Genomic DNA, 12,851 nt, shown 5'->3' with positions numbered 1-12,851 from the left:
GCGTAATGGATCAGTCACGCGCGTGGAGGCTCACCTGCGCGTCCGCGCCAGCGGGGCTGCGCCCGCCGGTAGCCGCCCTCGTCCAGACCGGCGAGCCGTTCGAAGGGGTTGTACGACGCCTGGTCGCCGCAGACGATCACCGAGACCAGCATCGCCAGCAGGTACAGCGGGAGCATGGGCAGACCGGCGCACCAGGCCCACTGGGTGGCGTGCCTGCTCTCGTGACCGATCAGGGTCTCGTCAAGACCATCACGTCTGGTGATCACGACGTTCCCCACCGTGAACGCCCCGGCGATGGGGAAGCGGAAGCGGTAGCCGCAGGCGAGCACGAGCCCGTCCGGGCCGGATCGCCTGGTCGCGCCGCCGATCGCGGCGATGAGCAGGCCGAGTGGAGTGGTGAGATTAAGAAAATTGATGACTCGGCGGAACCGATATCGCCTGTCCATGCGTCTCAGTCTTGACCAATCTTGACAAATCGGAATAATGATCTGAGTCCTGAAATCTCCTAGAAGAGCAGGATTTATGAGATTCACCATCCTGGGCGCGCTGCTGGCTTCCGCGGCACTGGCCGGAGCCGGCGGAATCGCGATCACCCAGACATCAGCCACCGTCCCCTTACGCGTCGCCGACTCCCCAGCCGCCGCCGCGGCGGCGTTACCCGCCACCACCGCCCCGGGGGCGTACGTGGCGAAGACCGAGATCGTCGAGAGAGACGGCGTGACCTATCTGGACGTCGCCGTCACGTACGAGACCGCGGCCAAGTTCAGCGTCAGGCAGCGGGTCTGCAAGCGCAAGTCCTGCCGTACGGTGCGTGTCGGGCTCACGGTGGCCTCGGGCACGGGCGAGGCCGCCAAGCGGCTCGGCCGCGGCGACTACTGGCTGCGCGGCAAGCCGAGGATCAGGATGTGGCCGCTCCCCGGCCCCACGGTCACGGTCACGGAGCCCCCGGTGACGGTCACGGAAACGGTCACCGAGACGGCCACGGCGACGGTCACGTTCACCTGTCAGCCCGCGCCTCCGACGGAAACGCCCACGTTGACGCCTACAGCGACGGTCGATCCCACCGTCGACCCGACAGTGGACCCGACGGTTGATCCCACCGTCGACCCGACAGTGGACCCGACCGTCGATCCCACCGTCGACCCGACGGTCGACCCGCCCCTGGATCCCACCATCTCCCCGACCGTCGACCCGACGGTGGATCCGACTATCAGCCCGACCGAGATCCCGACATGTCCGGAGCCGACCGAGATCCCGACGGAGGTTCCCACCGACCTGCCGACTGACACTCCGACCGACACCCCGACCGACACGCCGACCGACACCCCGACCGATGTGCCCACGGACACCCCGCCCCCGACGGAGACCGTGACGCCACCGGCGCAGTGATCACGTTTCCCCGGCCCGGCGGCCTCCCTTCAGCCGCCGGGCCGGGAGAAACATATTGCTATATCCAGTGAATTTCATATAGCGCGCGGCGACAGATCATTCACATGCCTGTCGCGCTATTAAGCAGCGCTTTCATCGGCCCTGCTGCACTTTACCCGGCGGAGCCGAGCCCTCTTCCGGATATCCGCGCAACAGCCACGATCCCCCCGACGAGGGCAACATCAGAAATGCCGCGACCGCGGCCACCATCCCGCCGTAGAGGTACACGTGCCCCGACGCGTCCCCGGCGATCACCAGATCCCCCGCGCCCAGTCTGAGCGAGAACGCCGACGACACCAGCACCCACCCGGCCGACGTGACGGCGGCGGCCGCGCGCCCGCCCATCAGCCTGCCCGCACCCAGGGAGACACCGAAGATCAGCACCAGCCAGAGCACCGCGGAGACGACCGGGAGACCCGGCCACGCGCTGTGGGTGAACCCGCCCACCACGCCCATGACGACGCCCAGCACGAAGAGCATGCCGTAGGCGGCTCCCCCCAGCGCCGACTCGACCTGGCTGCGTTGCTCCATGTCGGTCGAGGTTAGTGGATGCCGGCGAACAGATCGTTCTCCCGCTCGTACGGCTCGCCGAGCCCTCCTGCCTCGACCGGAGGACCGGGCACGGCGGGCCCGCGCTCCCCGATGGCCAGCACGAAGTGCTCGACTCCCCGGATTTCCTGACCGACGTGGTTGGAGAGCGCGAACCACGGCTCGGACACCGTGATCTGCGTGTGGTGCGCGCGCATGGCCGCCGCCTTGTGGCCGAGCCAGGGCCGGGCGTCGATCTCCGTGGTGACGACCCCGTCGGGGTCGCCGAACGGCATGTCGTCCACGCTCGCGACGGTGAACGGGGCGCCCGCCTCCAGCAGCGCCTCGTTGGACCGCGCCAGCACCGACCTCGGCGTGGCCGTGTGGTAGAACTTCGCGATCCGCCACGGCTCGCCCTCGCCGAATCCCGGGTCGGCCGCCAGCTCGAACGCCCGCCGGGAGACGCGGTGGGCCTGGATGTGGTCCGGGTGACCGTAATGCCCGTTCTCGTCGTACGTGACGAGCACCTGGGGCCGCACCTCGCGGATGACCGCGACCAGCTCGCCCGCCGCCTCGTCGAGGTCGGCCCGCCAGAACGCGTCGGGCCTGTCGTTGGTGGCGACCCCCATCATCCCGGAGTCGCGCCAGCGCCCTGGGCCGCCCAGGAAGCGGTGGTCCTCGACGCCGAGCGCCTCGCAGGCGGCGGCCAGCTCACCGATCCGGTGGTCGCCGAGCACGTCGTCCTCCTCGGACGCCAGGTGCGAGAGCTCCACGGGGATGATCTCCCCCTCCTCGCCCAGCGTGCAGGTGACGAGCGTGACGTGGGCGCCCTCGGCGACGTAGCGGGCCATCGTGGCGCCGGTCCCGATCGACTCGTCGTCGGGATGGGCGTGCACGAGCAGCAGCCGTCGGTCAATCATGCTCCGAGCGTAACAACTGGCAGGATTGGGCCCATGAGTGAGAGCTTCCCGCGCCTGTCGGCCAGGACCCGCCGCTTCACCCTGGGAGTGCCCAGGGGCTTCACCATCTCCCCTGACGGCGCGCGGGTGCTGTTCCTGCGCACCAAGTCGGGCACCGACCCTGTGACGTGTCTGTGGGAGCTCGACACCGAGACTCACGTGGAGCGGCTGGTCGTCGATCCGCGCTCGCTCGACTCCGGCGACGAGGACCTGCCGCCGGAGGAGCGCGCCCGGCGCGAGCGCAGCCGCGAGCAGGCCGGCGGCGTGGTGTCCTACTCGACCGACGCGGAGGCCGCCACGGCGGCGTTCGCGCTGTCCGGCGGCCTCTACGTGACCGACCTGGCCGCCGCGCGCACCCGGCGGCTGGAGACGGCGGGCGCGGTCATCGACCCCCGGCTCTCCCCCGACGGCCGCCGGGTCGCCTACGTCACCGGCGGCGCCCTGCACGTCCACGACCTGTCCACCGGCGACGACCGCGTGCTCGCCACCCCCGAGTCGGAGACCGTCACGTACGGTCTGGCGGAGTTCATCGCCGCCGAGGAGATGAGCCGCATGCGCGGCCACTGGTGGTCGCCTTCCGGCGACGCCCTCCTGGTGGAGCGGGCCGACGAGGCGCCGGTCCACACCTGGCACATCGCCGACCCGGCCAACCCCGGCCGGCCCCCGGCCGTCCAGCGCTATCCCGCCGCCGGCACGCCCAACGCCGTGACCGAGCTGTTCGTGCTGGGGCTCGACGGGTCCAGGGTCGCGGTCCCGTACGAGCACGAATACCTCGCGACGGCGGCGTGGGACTCCCACGCGCTGTCGATCGTGACGCTCTCCCGCGACCAGAAGACGATGCGGCTGCTCTCGGTCGACCCGGAGACCGGGAAGTCCACCCTCGTGCGCGAGGACACCGACCCGGCCTGGGTCGACGTCGTCTCCGGCGTGCCCGCCCACCTCGACGACGGCTCGCTGGTCTGGGTGGCCGCCGCCGACGGGGGCCACCGGCTGTTCGTCGGCGACCGCCCCGTCACCCCGCCCACCTTGCAGGTGCGCGCGGTGCTCGACGTCGACCACGACAGCGTGCTGTTCAGCGCCAGCGGCGACCCGACCGAGATCCAGCTGTGGACCTGGGACGGCCACTCGCTGCTGCCGGTCTCCACCCGGTCGGGCGTGTTCACCGGCCGGATGGCGGGCGGCGTCGGCGTGCTCACCGAGCAGAACCTCGACACCGAGGGCGTCTCCACCACCGTCGTGCGCCGCGACGGCGTGGCCGTCCCGATCCCCTCCTACGCCGAGCGTCCCGGTCTCGACCTGCGCGTCTCACTCGGCCGTTCCGGCCGTCGCGAGCTGGCGACCGCCGTAGTGCTGCCCTCCTGGCACGAGCCGGGCTCGCGGCGGCTGCCGGTCCTCATGGATCCGTACGGGGGCCCGCACGCCCAGCGGGTGCTCAACAGGCGCGGCGGCTACCTGGAGAGCCAGTGGTTCGCCGAGCAGGGGTTCGCCGTGGTCGTGGCCGACGGGCGGGGCACCCCGGGGCGCGGGCCCGCGTTCGAGCGGGAGGTGCTCGGCGACCTGGCCACGCCCGCGCTGGAGGACCAGGTCGACGCTCTTCATGGGGTCGCCGAGCAGTATCCCGACGACCTCGACCTGGAGAAGGTGGCGATCCGCGGATGGTCGTTCGGCGGCTTCCTGGCGGCGCTCGCGGTGCTGCGCAGGCCCGACGTGTTCCACGCGGCGGTGGCGGGGGCGCCGGTGACCGACTGGCGGCTGTACGACACCTGCTACACGGAGCGCTACCTCGGGCATCCCGACGAGCAGCCTGAGGTGTACGACACGTCGTCGCTGTTCGGCGACGCGGCCAAGCTGGAGCGGCCGCTGCTGCTCATCCACGGGCTGGCCGACGACAACGTGGTGGCGGCCCACACGCTGCGCCTGTCGTCGGCGCTGCTGGCGGCGGGCCGGCCGCACACCGTGCTGCCGTTGTCCGGCGTCACCCACATGACGCCGCAGGAGATCGTGGCGGAGAACCTGCTGCTGCTCCAGGTCGACTTCCTGAAGAAGTCGCTGCACCTGTAGCGGGATGACAGACCACGGTCTGATTCGGCCCTCCTGAAACCAGACCGTGGTCCGATGTGGCAGGGCGGGGCGTTCGGCCATCGTGATCGGCATGCTGAAGTCAATCGCGATGGCCCTGACGCTGGTTTTCTCGGGAGGCGCGCCCGCACAGGAGACGGCCTCACTCGACTGGGCCGCGTGCCCCGGCGACAAGATCGGCATGGAGTGCGCCGACCTGCGGGTGCCGGTCGACTGGTCCAAGCCCGAGGGGCGGCAAATCACGCTCAAGCTCGGCCGGCTCAAGGCCACCGGCCGGGCCGAGGGCTCCGCGCTCGTCGCCTACGGCGGCCCCGGCGCCCCCGGCATCGCCTACACCGAGCCGATCGTCGACACCTGGGCCGGGCTGCGCAAGCGGATGCACGTCGTGGTGTGGGACACCCGCGGTTACGGCGAGCAGTTCCGCGGCCGGAGCACGGGCCTGCCGTGCGTCTGGACCCGCGTCCCCATCCCGGCCGCGCCGCGCGACGACGCCGAGTGGGGGCGCCTGTCCGACACCAACCGCGGTCTCGCCGAGGCGTGCCGCCACAAGGACCCCGAGCTGTTCGCCAACATGAGCTCCGCCGACCACGCCCGTGACATGGAGGCGATCAGGAAGGCGCTCGGCGACGGCGGGCTCAACTACTACGGCGCCTCCTACGCCGGCTTCTACGGCCAGGCCTACGCCCGCCTCTTCCCCGGCCAGGTCCGCACCATGGTCCTCGACGGCACGTGGAACCACAGCCCGGCCGACTGGGGCAAGGAGGTGGAGGCGATGGCCAGGAGCAACGAGCGGTCGCTGACCCGTTTCTTCGACTGGTGCGCCACCGGCGGCTGCCGCGACGTCCCCCGCAAGTGGCGCTCATTGGTCGCCGGGGCCGACCGCGAGCCGGTCCGCGCCGCCGACGGCGTCGCCTACACGGGCCGCGATCTGCGCTCGTTCGCCGTCTCCTCGGCTCGCCAGGGCCGCGCCGCCTGGCCGGGCCTGGCCGCGGCGATCCGCAGGGCCCACGGCGGCGACGCCTCGGCCTTCCTCCCCGCCCGCGGCGCCCGCTACCCCGACCAGGCCACCGGGGTCACAGAGTGCACCGACTGGCCGCGCCCCACGAGCCGGTCCGCCCTCGACGCCATGACCGCCCGCCTGCGCAAGGCCGCCCCCAACGCGGGCGCCGCCAACACCATGGCCACCGCGGGCCTGGCCTGCGTCGGCTGGCCCGTCCCCGTCACCAACCCGCCCGCCCCACTTCCCAAGACCCTCCCACCCCTCCTGGGCGCCGGCGCCTGGGGCGAGTCCGACGCGGTCACCCGAGCCATGAGCACGGTCCCGGGCAGCGTCACCATCACCCACGACGGCCCCGGCCACACCCTCTACACCTCCAACCCCTGCGCCCGCACCCACATCGACCGCTACCTCACCGACAAGACCCTGCCCCCGGCTCCCGCGAAGTGCTGACGGAGGGCCCATGGGCGCAACCGTCAACCGCGGCTCACCGCCAGACGGCGATCGAGACCTGGGGCCTTGACTCTGACCAACGGCCGACTTCTATCCACAGGATCCGGCATGCTCATAATCGAACAAGATTTCTATAGCAGGCTGAACGAGGAGGCACGGACTGTGACGTGGCCAGTGCCTACACTGGGGATCGTGTCGGTTCCTTCGCCTCTCCGCGGCCCCGCGGCGGCCATCGCCTATCTCCTGGCGGCCGCACGGACCAACGGCATGCGCGTCAACCGCACCAAGCTGGCCAAGCTTCTCTACCTGGCCGACCTCCGTGCCGTCGAGCGCGGCCTCCCTCCGGGCTCTGGTGTGGAGTGGCGCTGGCGTCACTACGGCCCCCACAGTCTTCGTCTCGGCGAAGTGGAGCGCGATCTGCGCGAGGCGGGCGTCATCCTGGTGGAAGAGAGCGCCGACCCGTTCGGCGGCAACCGTGAGAGCGTCGTTCACCTGGTGGACGCACCGCAGCTGGCCATCGACGCGGAGTTCGCCCGGATCGTCGACGGCGTGCTGTCCGACTACGGGCGATGGTCCGCAGGTCAACTCCGCGACCTCACCTACCAGACGCCTCCCATGCAGGAGGCCGTCAAGCAGCACAGACGGGAAGCGCGCCTCGATCTGGCCGGCGGACCGCCACTACCCGATCTGGGATCGGGCCTGGCTCGCCTACGCCAGTGGGCCAAGGACCATCCCCTACCCGGCGACGAACCCGGCGGCGTCGAGGACCTCCTCGAAGAGAGCCAAGATCTCGCCGAACCCCGCGCAGAGGCGACCCGGCACCTACTGGAGGAATAGTGCCGGCTCCCTACGTGGCCGGAGGCGTCTACCTCGTCAGCGATAAGACTCTCCGTCTCATCCCTGAGGAAGAGCGGGTTGTGCACGACGAACGCTGTCCCGTGGTCGTGGTCACCGGCGGGCAGTCCAATGGCGACCCCGACTGGCCGTTCGTCCTCGTCTGTCCCGTTTCGAGCTCGACTTCGCGGCGGACCCGATTCGACGTGCAGCTTGCCAGGGGCCAGGGCGGCGTGATCAAGAAGTGCTGTATCCGGGTTCCCGCGGTGCAGCCTCTCATGAAGTCCGTGCTGGAAGATCGGACCGGCACTCTGGACGAGGACGTGCTGACGCAGATACAGGGACGGCTGGCCCAGTATCTCGGCCTGCTCGGCTGACCTTCCGGCGGTCAACAGCAGTTCTCCATGGCCAAGGCGGGCTGAGCGGACCGTCAGGCACGCTCAGCCCGAGGGGGTTCTCCGAAGGGTTCTTCGTTCATGCCGGACAAACGAGATGAACTGAACGCCCTCAACCGAAGCACCACCTCGGACCTCAGCACCGGCTCAGACCGGAGCGCGGTCCAAGGTGCCGTGCCAGCTTTGCCAGAGAGCGGCGTAGGAGCCGCCTTCCGCCACCAGCTCGTCATGGGAGCCCAGTTCGATGATCCGTCCGTCCTCCACCACCGCCACCCGGTCCGCGTCATGCGCGGTGTAGAGCCGGTGGGCGATGGCGATGACCGTGCGCCCGTCCAGCACCGCCGCCAGCGAGCGCTCCAGGTTCCTGGCGGCCCGCGGGTCGATCAGCGACGTGGCCTCGTCCAGCACCAGCGTGTGCGGGTCGGCGAGCACGAGCCTGGCCAGCGCGAGCTGCTGCGAGTGCGCGGGCGAGATCGCCAGTCCGCCCGAGCCGACCACCGTGTCCAGCCCGTCCGGCAGGCCGAGCACCCAGTCCAGGGCGTCCACGGCCGCGAGCGCCTCACGCACCGCCTCCTCGTCGGCGCCGGGCCTGGCGATCACGAGGTTGTCCCGCAGGGTGCCCTTGAACACGTGGTGCTCCTGGGTGACCAAGGCGACGTGCCCGCGCAGCTCGTCCAGCGGCAGGTCCACCAGCGGCACGCCGCCGACCGTGACGGTCCCGGCGCCGGGGCCGTGGATGCCGGCGAGCAACCTGCCGAGCGTCGACTTCCCCGCGCCCGACGGCCCCACCATGGCCAGCCGCTCGCCGGGCCGCACGGTCAGCGACACGTCGTGCAGCACGTCCCGCCCTTCCCGGTAGGCGTAGCGCACCTGGTCGGCACTCAGCAGCTCACCGGCGGGCCGGGCGCCGGAGGGCGCGCGGTCGTCGGGCACGTTCGCGACCCCGAGCAGCCGCGCCATGGCCGCCCCGCCCACCTGGAGTTCGTCGATCCACATGAGAAACCGGTCAAGCGGGTCGACGAGCTGCTGCGCGTAGAGCGCGGCGGAGGTGACCTGCGCCAGCGTCACCCACTCGGCGCTGTAGAGGAACCCGCCGACGAGCAGCGTCGCCACGAGCGGCACCACATAGCCCAGCTCCACCGACGGAAACCAGACGGTGCGCAGCCCGAGCGTGTAGCGTTCGGCGGCGAACGAACCGGCGATGTCGCGGTCGGCCCGCTCGCGCCGCCGCCGCTCCAGGCCGAGCGCCTCCACGGCCCTGGCGCCCTCGACGGTCTCGGCCAGCCCTTCGGTCATCTCCGCGTACGCGGCGTTCTCGCGAAGATAGCCGTCCCTGGCCCGCCGGAGATACCAGCGGGTGGAGAAGAACAGCAGCGGCGCGGCCAGCAGCATCGGCAGCATGAGCAGCGGGCTGACCAGAACGATCGCGCCCATGGTGATGACGAACGTGACGACCGCGATCAGGGTTTCCGGCACCGCGTGCCGCACCGTCCTCGACAGCGAGTCGACGTCGCGCGACGTGCGGGTGAGCAGGTCGCCGGAGCCGGCCCGTTCCACCGTCGACAGCGGCAGGGCCAGCACCCTTTCGACGAACTCCTCGCGCAGCTCCGCCAGCACCTTCTCGCCCAGCCTGGCCGAGGCCAGCACCGCATACCTGACCAGCACGCCCTGCAGCAGCAGAAACCCCGCGACGCCGGCCGCGAACAGCACCACGTTCACCGCGACGCCTCGTTCGACGTCCTCGACCAGCATGCCGAGCTGCCACGGCACCACCAGTCCGGCGACGGCGGCGAGCGCGTGCAGGGCGAGGGCGGTGGCGAGCCGCCGCGGATACTTCAACGTCAACCGCCGCGCGTAGGCGCGCACCTGCTTCCGATCGGCGACCGGAAGAATCTCGCGGGCCATCCCCCGTCACCCCTCCCCTCTCAGCTCGACATCCACTTCTCGTCCCACTCCCTGCCGGCCCCCACCCGATCCCTCAGACTCCCTGCCGGCCCCTCGACCTGATCCCTTAGACTCCCCGGCCGGCCTTTCCACCCGATCCCTCAGACTCCCGGCCCGGCCTTCGTCCTAACCCACCCCATCCGGCCTCCGCCGAGGCCGAGGCCGGCCCCTGCCCTCACCCCGAGCCGCCCCGTCCCGGCTCCGCAGCCAACCTCCAGCCGTTCACCCGGAGTCACCCCGTCCCGCCTTCGCAGTCACCGCTCCCGCCGTTCACGCGGGGCCGACCCGCCCTGCCTCCGCCGTCGCCGCTCTCCCGTTCACGCGGGGCCGACCCGTCCCGCCTTCGCAGTCACCGCTCCCGCCGTTGCACCCGGGGCCACCCCCTTCCATCTCCGCACTCACCGCTCCCCCGTTCACCCGGAGCCACCCCGTCCCGCCTTCGCAGTCACCGCTCCCGCCGTTCACGCGGGGCCGACCCGCCCTGCCTCCGCCGTCACTGCTCCCGCCGTGCACCCGGAGTCACTGGAGCCCATCTCCGCACTTACCGCTCCCCCCGTTCGCCCGATGCCGCCCTGTCCTGTCTCCGCTCTGCGTCGGGCTCCTCCTGCGGACACGTTGCCTCCCGATGTGCGACCCTTCGCCTCCCGGGGGCCGTGCCGCCCGCGCAGTCCTTGGTCGGGGGCCGTTTCTCCTCTTCGCCGCTGATCCCCTCAGGCCCACCTCTGGAGGTCCGAAACTCCGAAGGGTGCGGGATCTCGTCAGGTCTCCCCTCTCGTGACCGTGGCCGCGTATGCCGGGCAGGTGGTCAGGAGATCGCGGTGGGTGCCCTCCGTCTGGACCCGGCCGTCCTCGACGTAGATCACGTGATCGACCCGGCCCAGCACCAGCGGGCTGGTCGTGCAGACCAGCGTGGCGCGGCCACGTCGCGCCGCCGCCAGCCGGTCGGCGATGCGCGCCTCGGTGTGGGCGTCGACGGCGCTGGTCGGCTCGACGAGGATGAGCACCTCGGGGTCCGCCAGCAGCGCCCGGGCGAGCCGGAGCCGCTGCTGCTGACCGCCGGAGAACTCCCGCCCCGCCTCAGCCACCTGCGCGTCGAGCCCGCCGGGCAGCGCCTCGACGATGTCCTCCGCGCACGCCGCGTGCAGGGCCCGGCTGATCAGCTCGGGGGTCGCGGTGCCGCGCACGTCCAGCTCGTCCCGGAGGGTCCCGGTGAACAGGCGGGCGCCGTTGTCCGCGACCAGGACGCGCGCCCGGACCTCCTCCACCGGCAGCGACGCCAGGTCGGCGGAGCCGAACGTGACGTCGCCGTCGGAGTAGCGGCCCAGCCGGTCGGCGATGGAGATGGCGTCCTCCGGCCGGGCCGCGGCGAGCGCGGTGAGAGAGCCGGGCTGCAGGGTGACACCACTGTGGCTGTCGCGCAGCACGCCGCCCGCGGTGCTGCCCGTGCCGCCGGTCACCTCCGGCTCGATCGACAGGATCCGCACCACCCGGCGGGCGGCGACGTGTCCCTTGGTGAGCCGGTCGGCCGCCTCGGTGATCGTGCGCATCGGCGCGACCAGGAAGACCGCGTACGCGTAGAAGGTGACGAGCTGGCCGACGGTGATCCGGTCGTCGACGGCGAAGGCCGCGCCGACGCTGGTCACGAGCGCGATGAGCAGGCCGGGCAGCACGATCTGGGCGCCTTCGAGCAGCGACTCCACCCGGGCGACGCCGACGCCCGCGTGGCGGGCCCGCTGCGACTCCTCCCGGTAGCGCTCCGCGAACACCTGCTCGCCGCCGATGCCGCGGAGCACCCGCAGCCCGGCCACGATGTCGGCGGACCTGGTGGCCAGGTCGCCGGTCAGGTCGCGCTGATGTTTCTGCCTGCGGTGCAGGGGCCGCAGCAGCGGCCCCACGGCCGCCGTCATCACGGGCACGCCGATCAGCACCATGAGCCCGAGTACGGGCGAGGTCGAGATGAGGATCACGGTGACCGCGACGATCGCCACGACGGACCCGGTGCCGCGCAGCAGGATGTCCATGGAGCTGCCGATGTGCGCGATGTCGGAGTTGCCGACGCTGACCACCTCGCCGGTCGACAGGCGCTTCGACAGGGTGGCGCCGAGCCTGGCCGCCTGCCGGGTGGTGAGCTGGACCGTGCGGTAGGCGGCCGACAGCCAGTTGTAGACGGCGAACCGGTGCCGCATGATCCCGGTGAACGCCTGCACCAGCCCCAGCCCCAGCAAAATGCCCGACCAGGCGAGCAGCGCGCCGGTGTCCTTCAGCCTGAGCGCGTCGATGCCCATGCCGAGCGCGGCCGGGACCAGCGCCTGCGCCAGCCACCAGGTGGTGGCGAAGGCGATGCCGGCCAGGAGGGCGCGGCTCTGCCGCCGCGCGTTCCACCACAGATAGCGGAACGGGCTGCGGATGTCGGGCAGGCCGGGGTCGGCGTCAGGAAGGGAGCGCATAGCCAGTCAACAGTGGCAAAGTCCCTGGTTGATCGGCAATTGATTTATCCCGCAGCGTGTCGATCACCCGACGTTTCGTACAAGATGGGTCAGTCTGGGCGTGCCCCCTCACACCGACCTCAGGAGTACGCCACAATCGTCTCTCGTGGAGCACGGGTACACCAACAGCACGGTCGGAGACGGCGCTCTCGTCGTCAAGTGCTACCAGGGGCCCGACGCCGCCGTCCGGCTCCGGACGGAGGCGCGGTTCCTGCGGCGGCTGCGCAGACGGATGCCGGTGCCGAAGCTGCACGCGGTGACCGACACGAGCGTGAGCATGCACTACATCCCGGGCGTCCACGGTCAGGACCTGCTCGACGAGGGTCACCCTGTCGAGGTGCTCGCCGAGTGCGGCCGCGCGCTGTCCCGGCTGCACCGGATGGGGTTCGTGCACGGCGACTACGGGCCGCAGAACATGCTGTTCGACCCGGAGACGTTCAGGACGGTGGCGATCCTCGACTGGGAGTGGGCGCATCCCGGCCGGCCGGTGGAGGATCTGGCGTGGTGCGAGTGGATCGTGCGCGCCCACCATCCGGAGCACGTTCCCCACCTCCGTCACTTCTTCGAGGCGTACGGGGGGCCGGTGCCGTCGTGGGAGGAGCGTCACGCGGCGATGCTCAACCGCTGCCGCAACCTGCTGGACTTCGCCGCGCGGTGGGAGCCGGGCGGCGAGGGCGAGAAGCTGTGGCGTCAGCGGATCGACGACACCGCCGACTGGGTCGCCTGACCGTTCCGGCCTCACCGGCCG

The 12,851-nt window shown here is 71.4% G+C and carries 11 protein-coding genes; 6 read left to right on the top strand and 5 right to left on the bottom strand.

Features of this window, described 5'->3' with window-relative positions:
• Positions 1 to 14 precede the first annotated feature (14 nt).
• Positions 15 to 446 carry a hypothetical protein gene (locus tag ACZ6YG_RS25090; protein ID WP_148029233.1) on the bottom strand — a complete coding sequence of 144 codons (432 nt, stop codon included), beginning with the start codon at positions 444 to 446 and terminating at the stop codon, positions 15 to 17.
• Between the two features lie 76 nt (positions 447 to 522).
• Here ACZ6YG_RS25090 and ACZ6YG_RS25085 point away from each other — a divergent pair, with 76 nt between their 5' ends.
• Entirely contained in the window at positions 523 to 1,389 is an 867-nt protein-coding gene (locus ACZ6YG_RS25085) for a hypothetical protein (protein WP_466019348.1), read from the top strand.
• Positions 1,390 to 1,521: 132 nt separating this feature from the next.
• Here the strand turns inward: ACZ6YG_RS25085 and ACZ6YG_RS25080 are convergent, their stop codons facing one another.
• Both ACZ6YG_RS25080 and mshB read right to left on the bottom strand, forming a co-directional pair.
• Entirely contained in the window at positions 1,522 to 1,959 is a 438-nt protein-coding gene (locus ACZ6YG_RS25080) for a DUF6113 family protein (RefSeq protein ID WP_397199169.1), read from the bottom strand.
• A gap of 11 nt (positions 1,960 to 1,970) precedes the next feature.
• Positions 1,971 to 2,876: an N-acetyl-1-D-myo-inositol-2-amino-2-deoxy-alpha-D-glucopyranoside deacetylase gene (gene mshB / locus ACZ6YG_RS25075; RefSeq protein WP_219544006.1), complete on the bottom strand. Its 906-nt coding sequence runs from the start codon at positions 2,874 to 2,876 to the stop codon at positions 1,971 to 1,973.
• Between the two features lie 33 nt (positions 2,877 to 2,909).
• On the opposite strand from mshB, the gene ACZ6YG_RS25070 reads away from it, so the two are divergent.
• The 4 genes from ACZ6YG_RS25070 (at position 2,910) to ACZ6YG_RS25055 (ending at position 7,655) form a co-directional block, all read left to right on the top strand.
• Complete coding sequence (locus ACZ6YG_RS25070) at positions 2,910 to 4,976, top strand: S9 family peptidase (RefSeq protein ID WP_466019347.1); 2,067 nt, start codon at positions 2,910 to 2,912, stop codon at positions 4,974 to 4,976.
• Positions 4,977 to 5,067: 91 nt separating this feature from the next.
• Positions 5,068 to 6,444 carry an alpha/beta fold hydrolase gene (locus tag ACZ6YG_RS25065; protein WP_466019346.1) on the top strand — a complete coding sequence of 459 codons (1,377 nt, stop codon included), beginning with the start codon at positions 5,068 to 5,070 and terminating at the stop codon, positions 6,442 to 6,444.
• 192 nt (positions 6,445 to 6,636) lie between these two features.
• Complete coding sequence (locus ACZ6YG_RS25060) at positions 6,637 to 7,281, top strand: Panacea domain-containing protein (protein ID WP_271276295.1); 645 nt, start codon at positions 6,637 to 6,639, stop codon at positions 7,279 to 7,281.
• An 80-nt stretch (positions 7,282 to 7,361) separates the two neighbouring features.
• Positions 7,362 to 7,655 (top strand): type II toxin-antitoxin system PemK/MazF family toxin, encoded by a 294-nt coding sequence (locus ACZ6YG_RS25055; protein ID WP_466019345.1) that lies wholly within the window; start codon positions 7,362 to 7,364, stop codon positions 7,653 to 7,655.
• 165 nt (positions 7,656 to 7,820) lie between these two features.
• On the opposite strand, the gene ACZ6YG_RS25050 is transcribed toward ACZ6YG_RS25055, so the two are convergent.
• Both ACZ6YG_RS25050 and ACZ6YG_RS25045 read right to left on the bottom strand, forming a co-directional pair.
• Positions 7,821 to 9,578: an ABC transporter ATP-binding protein gene (locus ACZ6YG_RS25050; protein WP_466019344.1), complete on the bottom strand. Its 1,758-nt coding sequence runs from the start codon at positions 9,576 to 9,578 to the stop codon at positions 7,821 to 7,823.
• Positions 9,579 to 10,375: 797 nt separating this feature from the next.
• Positions 10,376 to 12,064, bottom strand: a complete 1,689-nt coding sequence (locus tag ACZ6YG_RS25045) for an ABC transporter transmembrane domain-containing protein (protein ID WP_466019343.1) — start codon at positions 12,062 to 12,064, stop codon at positions 10,376 to 10,378.
• 145 nt (positions 12,065 to 12,209) lie between these two features.
• Between ACZ6YG_RS25045 and ACZ6YG_RS25040 the strand changes: the two genes are divergently transcribed.
• Positions 12,210 to 12,830 (top strand): phosphotransferase, encoded by a 621-nt coding sequence (locus ACZ6YG_RS25040; protein WP_271276293.1) that lies wholly within the window; start codon positions 12,210 to 12,212, stop codon positions 12,828 to 12,830.
• Positions 12,831 to 12,851: the final 21 nt, after the last annotated feature.

Source organism: Nonomuraea sp. NPDC054003, from assembly GCF_055585125.1.
The sequence above is the reverse complement of the archived record's forward strand: the minus strand, read 5'-3'. Positions and strand labels throughout refer to the sequence as shown.